General features: G+C 71.4%; 11 protein-coding genes and 1 tRNA gene. 6 read left to right on the top strand and 6 right to left on the bottom strand.

The genetic code is table 11. The features are described from left to right. Positions 1-2 precede the first annotated feature (2 nt). The 3 genes from I5071_RS09430 to I5071_RS09420 all read left to right on the top strand — a co-directional run bounded on the left by I5071_RS09430 (position 3) and on the right by I5071_RS09420 (position 5,399). On the top strand, positions 3-3,959 hold the full coding sequence (locus I5071_RS09430; protein WP_236605081.1) for a serine/threonine-protein kinase PknK: 3,957 nt from the start codon (positions 3-5) through the stop codon (positions 3,957-3,959). A gap of 97 nt (positions 3,960-4,056) precedes the next feature. Then, positions 4,057-4,977, top strand: coding sequence for a branched-chain amino acid transaminase (locus I5071_RS09425; RefSeq protein WP_236605080.1), 921 nt, complete (start codon positions 4,057-4,059; stop codon positions 4,975-4,977). Then, positions 4,959-5,399, top strand: coding sequence for a hypothetical protein (locus I5071_RS09420; protein ID WP_236605079.1), 441 nt, complete (start codon positions 4,959-4,961; stop codon positions 5,397-5,399). Before I5071_RS09425 ends, I5071_RS09420 begins: the two co-directional genes overlap by 19 nt. Before the next feature lie 61 nt (positions 5,400-5,460). Here the strand turns inward: I5071_RS09420 and I5071_RS09415 are convergent, their stop codons facing one another. Then, complete coding sequence (locus I5071_RS09415) at positions 5,461-6,273, bottom strand: zinc ribbon domain-containing protein (protein WP_236605078.1); 813 nt, start codon at positions 6,271-6,273, stop codon at positions 5,461-5,463. A gap of 70 nt (positions 6,274-6,343) precedes the next feature. Here I5071_RS09415 and I5071_RS09410 point away from each other — a divergent pair, with 70 nt between their 5' ends. Further along, entirely contained in the window at positions 6,344-6,598 is a 255-nt protein-coding gene (locus I5071_RS09410; RefSeq protein ID WP_236605077.1) for a hypothetical protein, read from the top strand. On the opposite strand, the gene I5071_RS09405 is transcribed toward I5071_RS09410, so the two are convergent. Further along, positions 6,596-6,669: transfer RNA gene (locus I5071_RS09405), tRNA-Ile, on the bottom strand. The genes I5071_RS09410 and I5071_RS09405 overlap by 3 nt on opposite strands. Before the next feature lie 141 nt (positions 6,670-6,810). Between I5071_RS09405 and I5071_RS09400 the strand changes: the two genes are divergently transcribed. After that, entirely contained in the window at positions 6,811-7,170 is a 360-nt protein-coding gene (locus I5071_RS09400; RefSeq protein WP_236605076.1) for a four helix bundle protein, read from the top strand. Positions 7,171-7,298: 128 nt separating this feature from the next. On the opposite strand, the gene rpoD is transcribed toward I5071_RS09400, so the two are convergent. Together rpoD and dnaG are read right to left on the bottom strand one after the other, a co-directional pair. Continuing rightward, positions 7,299-9,299, bottom strand: coding sequence for an RNA polymerase sigma factor RpoD (gene rpoD, locus I5071_RS09395; RefSeq protein ID WP_236605075.1), 2,001 nt, complete (start codon positions 9,297-9,299; stop codon positions 7,299-7,301). A gap of 105 nt (positions 9,300-9,404) precedes the next feature. Then, positions 9,405-11,465 (bottom strand): DNA primase, encoded by a 2,061-nt coding sequence (dnaG, locus tag I5071_RS09390; protein WP_236605074.1) that lies wholly within the window; start codon positions 11,463-11,465, stop codon positions 9,405-9,407. Between the two features lie 9 nt (positions 11,466-11,474). Here dnaG and I5071_RS09385 point away from each other — a divergent pair, with 9 nt between their 5' ends. Beyond that, positions 11,475-12,368, top strand: a complete 894-nt coding sequence (locus tag I5071_RS09385) for a cation diffusion facilitator family transporter (RefSeq protein ID WP_236605073.1) — start codon at positions 11,475-11,477, stop codon at positions 12,366-12,368. Here I5071_RS09385 and I5071_RS09380 read toward each other — a convergent pair. Further along, positions 12,365-12,835, bottom strand: coding sequence for a hypothetical protein (locus I5071_RS09380; RefSeq protein ID WP_236605072.1), 471 nt, complete (start codon positions 12,833-12,835; stop codon positions 12,365-12,367). The two genes, I5071_RS09385 and I5071_RS09380, sit on opposite strands and share 4 nt — an antisense overlap. A 43-nt stretch (positions 12,836-12,878) precedes the next feature. After that, positions 12,879-13,211, bottom strand: coding sequence for a PilZ domain-containing protein (locus I5071_RS09375; protein ID WP_236605071.1), 333 nt, complete (start codon positions 13,209-13,211; stop codon positions 12,879-12,881). Positions 13,212-13,266 lie beyond the last annotated feature (55 nt).

Here is a 13,266-nt window from a genome sequence, read left to right as displayed (position 1 = left end):
CGGTGGAACGCGGCCAGCGCGACCCCGCGGAGGACTCGGCGCGCCGCGAGAACCCGTGGCCCGCGAGGACGTCGCCCACCCGAACCGTGGAGCGCGAGAGGACGTTCATGGTCACTCGCGCGGGGCGCGACGTCGCACTCTGGTATATTCGCGCGTTTCGAGCCGCGGACGCCAGGGTGGTCGCACGGGACGAGCAGGAACGCTTCGAGCTGCGACACCGCGTGATGTCCACGGCGATGTCGGAGGTGTGGCGCGCACGGGATCGCCTCACGGGTCGCGACGTCGCGCTGAAGCTGATCGCGCTCGCGACGACGGCGGATCGTGATCGCTTCGAGCGCGAGCACGTGCTGCTCGCGGGCATCGCGCATCCGAGCATCGTCGCGTACGTCGCGCACGGCACGACCGATCGCGGCGACGCGTGGCTCGCGATGGAGTGGCTCGAGGGAGAGACGCTGCAGGCGCGGCTCGCGCAGCGCGAGCTCACGGTGCTCGAGTCGGTTCACCTCGTCGCGGCGATCGCCCACGCGCTCGGCGTCGCGCACGCGCGCGGCATCGTGCACCGCGACGTGAAGCCCGGGAACGTGATGCTCACCGAGCGCGGGGCGAAGCTCCTCGACTTCGGGATCGCGCGCCGTGGGCTCGCCGATCGCGTGACCGCGACCGGCGCGCTCGTCGGCACGCCGGGCTACATGGCCCCCGAGCAGGCGCGCGGAGAGCTCGTGATCGACGCGCGCGCCGACGTCTTCGCGCTCGGGTGCGTGCTCTATCGCTGCCTCGCGCAGCGTCCCGCGTTCCCCGGCGACGCGCTCGTCACCGTGCTCGCCGATCTCGCGGCCGGCCGCTACGAGCCCCTCGAGCGCGTCCGGCCTGCGCTGCCGGCGCCGCTGCTCGCGCTCGTGCACCGCATGCTCGCGCGCGATCTCGCGGACCGTCCCGCCGACGCGCGCGAGGTCGCGGCGGTGCTCGACGCGATGGAGCCGCTCCTGCCGCGACACGAGCGACCGCTCACCACCGCGGTGCTGGGCGAGGACGAGCAGCGCCTCGTCGCGGTCGTGCTCGCGTCGATCGATCCCGCGCACCCGACCCCGCGCCGCGCGCTGATCGCGGCGCTGCGTCCGCTCGGCGTCGAGCCCGAGGTGCTGCCCGATCGCAGCGTGCTCGTCGCGCTGCGAGGCACCACGACCGCGACCGATCTCGCGGCGCGCGCGGCACGATGCGCGCTCCTCTCGCGCGGCGTGCTCCCCGACGCATCGATCGCGATCGCGACCGGACGCGGGCTCTTCGCAGCCTCGACGCTGCTCGGCGAAGCGCGCGAGCGCGCCGAGGCGCTGCTTCGCGAGAGCACGGGCGCGACGATCACGATCGACGATGCGACCGCCGGGCTGCTCGACGCGCGCTTCGAGATCGTGGTGCGCGAGGGCGGCGGCTTCGAGCTGCGCGCGATGCGCGACGTCGCGGGCGAAGGGCGCGCCGTCGGGATGCACCTCCCGTTCGCCGGTCGCGAGCGCGAGATCGCGATGATCGACGCGACCCTCGACGAGTGCGTCGAAGCGCGCGTCGCGCGAGCAGTGCTCGTCACCGGGCCGCCGGGCGCCGGAAAGTCGCGGCTCGCGACGGAGCTCGTGGCCCGCGTCGACGCGCGCGGCGACGTCGTGGTCGTCGGGGCGCGCGCCGACAGCGTCGGACGGCGATCGCCGTGGCAGCTCGCCGCGCGCATCGCGCGGCGCGCGCTCGACCTCGACCCTGGGTCGGACGCGAGCGTGCAGCGCGAGGCGATCGTCGCGTGGGCGGCGCGCGAGATCCCCGAGGAGGACGATCGCGCACGCACCGCGACGTTCCTCGCCGAGCTCGTGGGCGCGCGCATCACCGACGCCGCCGACGTCCAGCTCGCCCCGGCGCGAATGGATCCGATGCGCATGGGCGATCAGCTCCGCCGCGCGTTCCAGGATCTGCTCGCCGCGCGCTGCGAGCGCGGCCCGCTGATGCTCGTGCTCGAGGATCTGCACTGGGCCGATCTGCCGTCGATCCGCGCCCTCGACGGCACGCTGCGCGCGCTCGCGGATCGCCCGCTGCTCGTGCTCGGCCTCGCCCGCCCCGAGGTGCACGATCCGTTTCCCTCGCTCTGGGCGGAGCGCGGCGCGTCGCAGCTGCGCCTCGGCGAGCTCGGCCGTCGCACCTGCGAGCGCCTCGCGCGCAGCGTGCTCGGCGACGACGCGCCCGCCGCGCTGATCGCGCGCATCGTCGAGCGCTGCGCGGGGAACGCGCTCTTCCTCGAGGAGATCCTGCGCCGCGTCGCGCTCGAGCCCGGCGAGGACGCGCTGCCCGACTCGGTGCTCGCGATGCTGCAGGCGCGCCTCGAGTCGCTCTCGGGGCCCGCACGTCGGGTCGCGCGCGCGGCGAGCGTGTTCGGCAAGGACGCGCCGCTCGCGGGCGTCATCGCGCTGGTCGGAGGCGCGGAGCCGATCGACGAGGCGCTGCGCGAGCTCGTCGATCACGAGATCGTCGAGGTGCGAGGCACCGGCTTCGCGCGCGATCGCGAGGTCTCGTTCCACCACGAGCTCGTGCGCGAAGCCGCGTACGACATGCTCACCGACGACGATCGGCGGCTCGGTCATCGGCTCGCCGCCGCATGGCTCGAGCGCAGCAACACGCGCGACGCGACGCTCCTCGCCGAGCACCTGCAGCGAGGCAGCGAGCCCACGCTCGCGATCGTGTGGCTCGAGCGGGCGGGCGAGCAGGCCCTGGAGGGCGGCGACTTCGAGGGCGCCGTGGATCACGCGCGACGCGCGCTCGCCCTCGGCGCGGCATCGCACCCCGAGCGTGCGGGATCGATCGCGATGATCGAGGTCGAGGCCCTCGCCTGGAGCGCCCGCTTCGCGGAGCTGCACGACGCCGCGCGCGCCGTGATGTCGAGCGCACCACCTGGCAGCCCGCTCTGGAGCCGCGCCGCGTCCGCGCTGCTCTTCGCCGGCAGCGCGCTCCCGCTCGCGCGAGCCGCGGAGATCATCGGGCAGATCATCACCGCGGAGCTCCCCGAGGACGCGCGCTCGGTGCAGGTACGCGCCCACGCGATCGCCGCGATCGTGCTCTATCGCGCGGGCCAGATCGCCATCGCGGATCCCATCCTCGCGCGCCTCGCGCGGCAGGACGGCCAGGAGCGCGACCCCGGCTCGCTCGCATGGATCGAGCTCGTCCGCGTCTACCGCGCACGTTTCGGCGAAGGAGACCCTGCGGCAGCACGCCGCCACGCCGAGCGCGCTGCACGACACGCGGAGCGCGCGGGCGACGCAGGCGCGCTCGGTCTGGCGCGCATCGACGTCGCGTACTCGAGCCTCGGCCTCGGCCTCGTCGAGGAAGCGCTCGACGCGGCGCGGATCGCCGTCGACACCGGCGAAACCCACGGCGCGGGCTTCCTCGTCGCGTACGCGCGCGGCGTGCTCGGGCTCGCGCTCGCGCGACGTGGCCGTCTCGCCGAGGCGCGCACCGAGCTCGAGGGCTGCATCGCGCGCGCCGACGCAGCAGGCGACGGCGTGAACCAGGGCTTCGCGCGCAACCTGCTCGCGACGGTCGCCCTCGCCGAGGGCGACGCCCCGCGCGCGCGACGGCTCGCGACCGAAGCGCTCGCCGCGCCGATCCCGCCGACGACCCGTGCCTATGCCGCGGCCACCGCCTCGAGCGCGGCGCTCGCGTGCGGCGACGTCGACGCCGCGTGCACGCTCGCCGAGGACGCGTGGTGCGCGCTCGCGCTCACCGGCGCGCCCGAGCTCGCGCACGGCGTGATCGCCCGTGCGCGCATCGAGGCGCTGATCGCTCGTGGGGATCGCGAGGCCGCGCGCCTCACGATCGCCGACGCACGCGCGCGCCTCGCCACGCGCAGCGCGCGCATCGACGATCCGCGCTGGCGCGCGGCGTTCGACGCGCTCCCCGAGCACGCGTGGCTCGCGCAGCTCGACGAGTGACGCGACGCGTCGCGCGAGGGCCCGTCGTTCCGCGCGAAAAGGCCCTTGGAGCACCCACGGTCGATTGCTAGAACGCGCGTCTCCGAGGAGGCGTGCGATGGTCGATCGGGTGGCGAAGATCTGGATGGACGGACGATTGGTCGACTGGGACGCCGCCCAGGTCCACGTCCTCACGCACACCCTCCACTACGGCCTCGGTACGTTCGAGGGCATCCGCGCCTACGAGACGCACGACGGGCGCACCGCGATCTTCCGGCTGCGCGAGCACGTCCGCCGCCTCTTCGACTCCGCGAAGATCTGCACGATCCCGATGCCGTACACGCAGGACCAGATCGTCGATGCGTGCATCGAGACGGTCCGCGCGAACGGCCTCAGCAGCTGCTACCTGCGCCCGCTCGTGTTCCTCGGCGACGGCGCGATGGGCCTCGGCGCGATCAACCCGACGCGCGTGTCGATCGCGGTGTGGAAGTGGGGCGCGTACCTCGGCGAAGAAGGCCTTGCGAAGGGCATCCGCGCGAAGGTCAGCTCGTTCACGCGCCCCGGCATCAACATGCTGATGTCGAAGGGCAAGGTCTCGGGCCACTACGTGAACAGCGTGCTCGCGAAGCGCGAGGCGATCGCCGCGGGCTACCAGGAAGCGATCATGCTCGACGCGCAGGGCCGCGTGTCCGAGGCGACCGGCGAGAACGTGTGGCTCGTGCGCGACGGCGTCGTCGCGACCGCGCCCTACGGCGGCTCGATCCTCGGCGGGATCACGCGGGACACGCTGCTCACGATCCTGCGCAAGGATCTCGGCGTCGAGGTGCAGGAGCGCGACATCACGCGCGACGAGCTCTGGATCGCCGACGAGGTCTTCATGTGCGGCACCGCCGCCGAGGTGACGCCGGTGCGCGAGATCGACGATCGGCAGATCGGCGCGGGCGCGCGCGGCCCGCTGACGAAGAAGGTGCAGGACCGCTACTTCGAGGTCGTGCGCGGCGTTCGTCCGCCGGTCGCCGAGTGGCTCACGTACGTGTGACCGGCGTCCGTCGCGCGCTCTCGCTCGTCGTCGCGCTCGCGTCGCTCGTCGCGGCGTGGGCGCTCACGCAGCCGTTCCATCACGTCGTCGTCGCGACGACCGGCGGCGACGAGCGCCTCCTGCACACCGGCATCACGCACCACTCGTGGGGCCTGATGTTCATCCCCACCGCGGTCCTGCTCGCGATCGTCGGCATCGCGGGCGCGTGGAGCGCGAGACCGCGCGCACGCACGTTCGCGATCGTCACCGGGGTCGCGTCGATCACGTGGTCGCTCGTGGTGCTCACCGACGGGCTGCTCACCGACTACCTGATGACGCGCGAGAGCGCGCTCTTCGGCGAGCAGGTGTTCGTCGCCGCGCGCGTGGTGATCGCGCTCGCCGGGCTCGCGCTGCTCGTCGTCGCCGCGCGCGAGCGCGCGTAGAAACGCAAAACGCCCGCGACCTCGCGGTCACGGGCGTCTCGTGCGTCGCATCGCGACGTGCTCAGTCGCCCAGCACGTCCTTGTGGAACACGATCCGCTGGCACATCTGGCACTGCATGATCTCGGTGCCGCGCTGCAGCTGGATGAAGCGCTGCGGCGGCATCTGCATGCGGCACCCGATGCACGTCTCGCCGACGACCTCGCAGACCGCAGGCGTGAGCTTGGTGCGCAGGCGGTCGTAGAGGCGGATGTACTGCTTGTCGATCTTCTTCGCGTACTCGTCGCGACCTGCGACGACGCGCTCGCGCTCCGTGCGCAGGTCGCCGAGCTTCGTCTCGGCGGCGGCTTCGGATGCGGCGAGCTCGGCCTTCTGCTCGTCGAGCGTCTTCGTCGGATCGGCGAGCGCTGCGGTGGTCTGCGCGACCTTCTCGCGGAGGCGCTCCTTCTCGGTCTCGCCGTCCTTGATCGACTTGCGGATCGAGTCGAGCTCGCGCTCTGCGGCCTCGGCCTCGCGCATCGTGCGCGCCTTCGCGCTCTTCCCCTTCGCCTTCGAGAGCGCGTCGTTGCGCGAGGCGATGTCGTTGTCCTGCTGCGCGAGCAGGCGTTCGGCTTCGGTGATCGTCGAGCGCTGTCGCTCGACCAGTGCTTCGAGGGCGCGAACCGCGGCGCGGCGCTCGTCGAGCTCGGCCGGGATGCCCTTGAGTCGATCATCGATTCCACGGGCCTGGGAATCGATCTCCGCGAGCTTGACCAGCGCCCTCAACTGTTCCCGCAAAGTCGTCCGCTCCTCGTGGGCGGGGCGTGTACCCCTCTTCGCGGCTGGAAGCAAGTCGGGCGCCGCTGGACCTGGCTGTCGTGACGGCACGACACGCATTCCGCCTCGCTCTCGCGCGGGTTCGTGCGAGCGCGCGATCCGCGCACGAGCGCGGGTCATACTCGCGCGGATGACGGCAAGACATGGCTTCTGGCTCGGCCTCGCGCTCGGTCTGACCTTCGCGCTCGGCTTCGCGGCCGCGGTGCTGGTGCTGCCACGCGCCGAGGCGCAATCCGCGCCCGGAACGCGTTGGCGCTACATGACGGTCCGGCACGGCTGGGACGAGGGGCGCTGGGCGAACGAAGCAGGGCAGAACGGCTGGCGCTTCGTCGGCTTCGATGCGTCGAGCGCGCACGTGCTGATCTTCGAACGCCCTTATGAATAGGCCCACCTGGACTCGAACCAGGACACGCCCCGTTATGAGCGGGGAGCTCTGACCGATTGAGCTATGGGCCCGTCGGCTTCGGTTCTAGCCAGGGATGAGCGACCGAACAACCGAGCACGTGCAGGTGGCACGTGGACGAGCACGCGGGACGAGCACGTGCACGAGCACGCGTTCCCAGGCACCGGCGCCGCGGCACGGACGATGGTGGCCGCATGCTCGACTACGAACGGCTCGATGTGTACCGCACGTCACTCGATTTCCTCTCGCTCGCGCTCGTGCTCGCGGACCGAGTGCCCCGTGGCTACGGCCCGATCGGAGATCAACTCCGTCGCGCTGCGACGTCGATCCCGCTCAACGTCGCCGAAGCGATGGGCCGGTCGACGCGCGACGACCGGCGACGCCACCTGAGCATCGCTCGTGGCTCAGCAATGGAGTGCGGCGCGCTCCTCGACGTGATTGCGCGAATCCCCGAAGCGCGCGTCGACACGGACCAGGCCAAGCAACTCATCGAGCGCGTCGTCGCAATGCTGACCAAGCTGGGCGCCGCGCGTTTCAGCACCCCGGCTTCCTGAGCGCCGCGCCCGCCTGCTCGTGCACGTGCTCGTCCCGCGTGCTCGTCCACGTGCCACCTGCGCGTGCTCGGCAGTCCCCCAGAAGCTCGAAGCCCCGGCGGTCTCTCGACCCCGGGGCTTCTTCTCGCTCAGTTGTTCTCGATGAACGACCGAAGCTGCTTGCTCCGACTGGGATGCCTCAGCTTCCTCAGCGCCTTCGCCTCGATCTGACGAATGCGCTCGCGCGTCACCTCGAAGTCCTGACCGACCTCTTCGAGCGTGTGGTCGCTCTTCTCGCCGATGCCGAAGCGCATGCGGAGGACCTTCTCCTCGCGCGGCGTCAGCGTCTTGAGCACACGACGCGTCTGCTCCTCGAGGTTCATGTTGATGACCGCCTCGATCGGGCTGACCACCGACTTGTCCTCGATGAAGTCTCCGAGATGCGAGTCTTCCTCCTCGCCGATCGGAGTCTCGAGCGAGATGGGCTCCTTCGCGATCTTCAGGACCTTGCGGACCTTGTCGAGCGGCATCTCCATCTTCTCGGCGATCTCCTCCGGCGTCGGCTCGCGGCCGAGCTCCTGGACGAGATAACGCGAGGTCCGGATCAGCTTGTTGATCGTCTCGATCATGTGGACCGGGATGCGGATCGTGCGCGCCTGATCGGCGATCGCGCGCGTGATCGCCTGCCGGATCCACCACGTCGCGTACGTGCTGAACTTGTAGCCGCGGCGGTACTCGAACTTGTCGACCGCCTTCATCAATCCGATGTTGCCCTCCTGGATCAGATCCAGGAACTGCAGGCCGCGGTTCGTGTACTTCTTCGCGATGCTCACGACGAGACGAAGGTTCGCCTCGACGAGCTCCGCCTTCGCCTTCTCCGCGTCGCGCTCACCCTCGTGCAGCTCGCGGTAGGTCGCGCGCAGGTTGTCGACGGGGAGACCGAGCTCCTCCTCGACCTTCTTGATCCCGCGCCGGGCCTCCGCGATCTCCTCGAGGATCTCCTTCAGCTGATCGGGCTCCGCGCCGATCTTCTTCGAGAGACGCTTCGCGGTCGCCGCGTTCTCCTGCATCTCGCGGAGGGCCTGGCGGATCGCCTTCTCCGTGAGCCCACCCGCGCGACGCTCGGCCTCGTTGATCTGCGTCTCCGCGCGCTCGACGCGGCGCACGAAGCCCTTGATCGTGTTGACGAGCCGGTCGATCTGCTTCCGGTTCAGGCGCAGCTCGCGGAGCGTGTCGAAGCGCTCGCGACGGATCTTGTCCATCTGCTGCTCGGCCTGCTTCCGCGCGCGGTCGCTGACCTTCTTCGCAGCTTCGAGCTCTTCCTTGATCTTCTGGTGCTGACCCTCGAGGCGCTTGACCTTGTCGATGAGGCGGACGACGCGGTTCTTCCACTCCTCCTCGTCGACCTCCTGGCCTTCCTCGGTGGTCTCCTCTTCCTTGCAGATCTCGCGGACGCGGATCTTGCCCTTCTTGAGCTTCTCGCCGAGCTCGATGACCTCGCCGAGGCCGACCTTCGAGGAGAGGATGACCTCGAAGACCTTGTTCTCGCCCTCTTCGATGCGACGCGCGATCTCGACCTCGCCCTCGCGCGTGAGGAGCGAGACCGAGCCCATCTTCCGCAGGTACATGCGGACCGGGTCGTTGCTCTTCGTGTTCATCGCGTCGTCGACGCTCGGCGGCGCCGCCGACGTGGCCTGACGGCGCTCGGGCGCGGGGCTGTCGTCGTCGTCGTCGTCGTCCGACGCCTCGGGGCGACGCTGGACGCCCGAGACCTCGCGGTCGGGGCGCTCGCGACGGGCCTTCGCCTGCGTCGCCTTGCCCTCGTTCGCGCTGTCGACGACGTCGATCGACTCGTCGCCGAGCAGCATCATGAGGTCGTCGATCTGCTCGGAGCTGACCATCTCCGGCGGCAGCGCCTCGTTCACCTCGTCGTAGGTGAGGAAGCCCTTGCTGCGGCCCTTGTCGAGCAGCGCCTGGACCTCCTTGCGCTCGCGACCGAGGAGACGGCGACCGCCGCCGCTCGGAGGCGGAGGAAGGCTCGAAGCCCGAGGCTCGAACTCCTCGCCGTCGTCGTCCGCCTCGGCGTCCTGGGACTTCGCATCCCTCGCCTTCGCCGGCTTGCGCCCCGACGCCCCGTTCCTCTCCACCATCTTCACCTCGTGGTGCCCGCGCTCACGGGTCCCTGGTCGATCGTCCTCGCGTCCCCGTCCCTCGTCGCCGCGCTCTCTCCCCCACGGTGAGCACGGCCCCTCGTACTAACTCTTCTCGGCGCTCGGCTGCGGCTGCGCGGCCATGCGATAGAGCTCGTCGCGACGCCGCATCAGCTCGGTCGCACGCTCCACGTCTCCACGAACCAGCGCCTGCTTGATGAGTGGCGCGAGCGCTCGCAGCTCCCGCTCGATGCGGCGCTTCCGCAAATGCGGCAATGCCGTCCGGAGGAACGACTCGGCGCCTGCTGCATCGAAGGTCTGGACCGACAAACGCTCCTCGAGCCAAGTGCGGGCCGGACTCTCCCCCATCGAGGCGAGCAGCGCCGGAGCGTCCACCACCCCACGCGAGCTCACCAGATGCGCCGCGTGGCGAAGAATGGCCCGAAGATCTTCGGACGTCAAAAGGGCGTCGAGCATTGCGGCCTCACTGGATCCCAGGAGGCCAGGGTGATCGAGCATCGCGCCGACGACATCTTTCTCTATCTCCGGGTACTCGGGAGGAGGAGACGGGGGCTTCGGAGCGGCGTCGGGGGGTGACCCTTGGGTCGGCTTTCGCGTCGGCAGACGAATTCCCTTGCGGAGTTGTCGCCGAACTGCTTCGAGGTCGTGGATCTCGAACGCCTGGGCGATGCGCTCCACCCACAGGCGCGCCTCGACCGGGTTGCGGATCGCCATCAGCACCGGGCCGAGCGACTCGATCGCGGCGGCGCGCGCCGCGGGATCCACGCCCGCATCGGCGGCGGACGACTCGATCAGGTGCTCGACGATCGGCAGGCCGGCCGCGATCAGGTCGCGCAATGCCTCGGGGCCCTTCGCCCGCACGAAGCTGTCGGGATCCTCGCCCGGCGGGAGCGACGCGACCTTCGTGACGAGCGCCTCGCCCGAGAGCAGCGGGTGCGCCGCGGCGACGGCCTTGCGCCCCGCGCGATCGCCGTCGAAGAGCAGCGTGACCTTCGCGACGTAGCGACGAAGGAGCTTCGCCTGCATCGCGGTGAACGCGGTGCCGAGCGGCGCGACGACGTGCTTGTGACCCGCCTGGTGCACGGCGAGCACGTCGAAGTTGCCCTCGCAGAGGATCGCGTGGGACTCGCGGCGCAGCTCGACGCGCGCTTCGTGGAGGCCGAAGAGGAGCTCGCCCTTCTTGTAGAGCGGCCCCTCGGGCGAGTTCACGTACTTCGCGGGCGGGTCCTGGCCTTCGCGCGGGGGATCGTTGGGCGGGGGATCGAGGATGCGGCCCGAGAACGCGACGATGCGGCCGTGCACGTCGGCGATGGGGAACATCAGGCGATGGCGGAACCGGTCGTAGTACCCGTCGCCGGTGCGGCGCGGGACGATGAGCCCCGCGTTCTCCGCGTCGCGCGCGGAGAAGCCGCGATCCGCGAGGAACCGCGCGAGGTGATCCCAGCCGTGCGGCGCGTAGCCGAGACGATAGGTGCGCGCGGTCTCGAGCGTCACACTGCGCTTGAGGATCGCGTCGCGCGCCATGCCGCCGAGCGGGTGCTCGTCGATCATCTTCACGAAGAAGCCCGCCGCGGCCTCGGTGCACGCGAGGAGGCGATCGCGCTCCTGGCGGGCCTGGCGATGCGCGGCCTCTTCACGCGCGTCCTCGGGCGCGATCTCGATCCCCGCGCGCTCGGCGAGCATCCGCGCGGCCTCGATGAAGCTGCGCCCCTCGAGCTTCATCACGAACGCGAACGCGTCGCCCGACGCCTGGCACCCGAAGCAGTGGAAGAACTGGCGCTCGGGATGGACGTGGAACGAGGGCGTCTTCTCGGAGTGGAAGGGGCAGAGGCCCTTGAACTGAGCGCCGGCGCGCTTGAGCGCCACGTACTCGCCGATCAGCGCGACGACGTCGGTCCGCTCGCGGATCTCCGCGATCTTGTCGTCTGCGATCACGCGACCGGGGACTCTGGTGGATGGGGGCGCGATCAGCAATGGGGACGAGGTGGGCGCGCGTGAGCGAGCGCCCGTGCGCGTGCGCCGGAAGGCGCGCGGGGCAATAGGATCGGTCGAGTGGGCGCCCACCACGATCACCACCACGGTCACGACCACGCGCACGATCACGGGCACTCGCACGATCACGCGCAGGGCCACGATCACGATCACGCGGCGGAGATGCGATCGACGCCGGCGCGCGCGCTGGGGATCGCGTTCGCGCTGACCGCCTCGTTCATGATCGTCGAGGCGGTCGGGGGTGTGATCTCGAACAGCCTCGCGCTGCTCTCGGACGCCGGGCACATGCTCTCGGACGCAGGCGCGCTCGCGCTGGCGCTCGCGGCGCAGCGCATGGCGGAGCGGCCGCGCACGCGCGAGCGGACGTTCGGGTTCCGTCGCGCCGAGACGCTCGCGGCGCTCGCGAACGCCGCGGCGCTCGCTGCGAGCGCGGTGCTGGTGGTCGTCGAGGCGCTGCGGCGGCTCGCGGAGCCGCAGGAGGTCGCGGGCGGGTGGATGCTCGGCGTCGCGACGGTGGGCCTCGCGGTGAACCTCGCGTCCGCGTGGGTGCTCTCGCGCGGGCGCACGAACGTGAACGTGCGCGCGGCGCTCGCGCACGTGCTCGCGGACGCTGCGGGCTCGGTCGCGGCGATGGCCGCGGGCGCCGCGGTGGCGTGGCTCGGATGGACGTGGGCCGACGCGGCGAGCTCGCTCCTGATCTCGGTGCTGATCGCGCTCGCGTCGTGGCGGCTGGTGCGGGCCGCGACGCGCGTGCTCATGGAGGCCGCGCCCGCCGGGCTCGACGTGCACGAGCTCGAGCGGACGATCCGCGAGACGCGCGGCGTCGCCGACGTGCACGATCTGCATGCGTGGCGCATCGAAGAGGGGTTCGACGCGGTCACGGTGCACGTGGTGCTGATGCCGGGCGCGCACGGCGTGGAGGTCGCGGCCGAGGTGTCGTCGCGCATCCACGAGGTGCACGGGATCCAGCACGTGACGGTGCAGCCCGAGGCGCCGTCACGCGAGAGCGAGCTGGTGCCGGTGAGCGCGCTGACCCGGCGCGCGTCGAGGCCCTAGGCGCGCTCGATCCGACGGAAGCTCACGGCGAGCACGCGACCGGCGCTCGACTCCACGAGCGCGCCGTAGCGGCACTTCTCGACGAGCGTGCCCTCGTGCGCGACGCCGATGCGATCGCGGTAGCGCACCCGCGTGCCTTCGCTCAGCGCCGCGAAGCGCGCGGCATCGACGGCGACCGGCGCGAGCGCGGGATCGATCGGTCCTTCGGCGTGCACGCAGCTCGCGGCCGCGACCCGGCGCAGGCGCCCTTCCCCGATCCACACGTCGCGCTCGTCGGCGGACGCGAACACGATCACGCCCGCGACGCGCGACGACGCCTCGATCACCTGCACCAGCGCGCCCGCTTCGGACGAGGTCGACGCGCGACCACCGAGCGAGGCACGCGCTTCGTCGACGGTCGGCGCGCGCATGGGGACGTGCACGGCGCCGAAGGTGGGCAGGTGGAAGCGCGAGCGATCCGAGGACATCGGGCGGACCAGAGCCTGCGGCCGCGATCGAGGTTTGGCGAGATCAGGCGGTCGCGACCGCGGGCGATTGCGCGAGGAGCCCTTCGATCTCGGGCACCTCGTGCTCGAACTCGACCGCGATGCGCCAGCGCCACGGGCCGTCGGGCTGGTTCTCCTCGACCCGCAGCACGCGACCGCGCGCGGTCTGCTCGGGCGTGCCCTCGCGCAGGCGGAACGTGACGGTGACCTCCGCGCCGGGCTCGATGCGCCCGGGGCACGCCATCAAGAGGCCTCCCGAGCTCACGTCGTAGCTGATCGCGATGCCCTCTCCCCCGGCGCTGCTCACCGAGATCGGGAACCAGACCGCGTGACGCTCGTGCTCGCGTCGTTCCTGCATCGCCACCTCCCCCGACACGAGAGCGTATCGCAGTCGCGGGGGCATGGGATCGCGC

The organism is Sandaracinus amylolyticus (assembly GCF_021631985.1).
Lineage (GTDB): Bacteria > Myxococcota_A > Polyangia > Polyangiales > Sandaracinaceae > Sandaracinus > Sandaracinus amylolyticus_A.
This window is presented reverse-complemented; position numbering and strand designations above follow the sequence as displayed.

Bases quoted from the DNA above. Each gene is read 5' to 3' on its own strand.
- I5071_RS09375 (WP_236605071.1), bottom strand. From the start codon at position 13,211: ATGCAGGAACGACGCGAGCACGAGCGTCACGCGGTCTGGTTCCCGATC.
- I5071_RS09380 (WP_236605072.1), bottom strand. From the start codon at position 12,835: ATGTCCTCGGATCGCTCGCGCTTCCACCTGCCCACCTTCGGCGCCGTG.
- I5071_RS09410 (WP_236605077.1), top strand. From the start codon at position 6,344: ATGACGGCAAGACATGGCTTCTGGCTCGGCCTCGCGCTCGGTCTGACC.
- I5071_RS09400 (WP_236605076.1), top strand. From the start codon at position 6,811: ATGCTCGACTACGAACGGCTCGATGTGTACCGCACGTCACTCGATTTC.
- I5071_RS09425 (WP_236605080.1), top strand. From the start codon at position 4,057: ATGGTCGATCGGGTGGCGAAGATCTGGATGGACGGACGATTGGTCGAC.
- rpoD (WP_236605075.1), bottom strand. From the start codon at position 9,299: ATGGTGGAGAGGAACGGGGCGTCGGGGCGCAAGCCGGCGAAGGCGAGG.
- I5071_RS09385 (WP_236605073.1), top strand. From the start codon at position 11,475: ATGCGATCGACGCCGGCGCGCGCGCTGGGGATCGCGTTCGCGCTGACC.
- I5071_RS09415 (WP_236605078.1), bottom strand. From the start codon at position 6,273: ATGCGTGTCGTGCCGTCACGACAGCCAGGTCCAGCGGCGCCCGACTTG.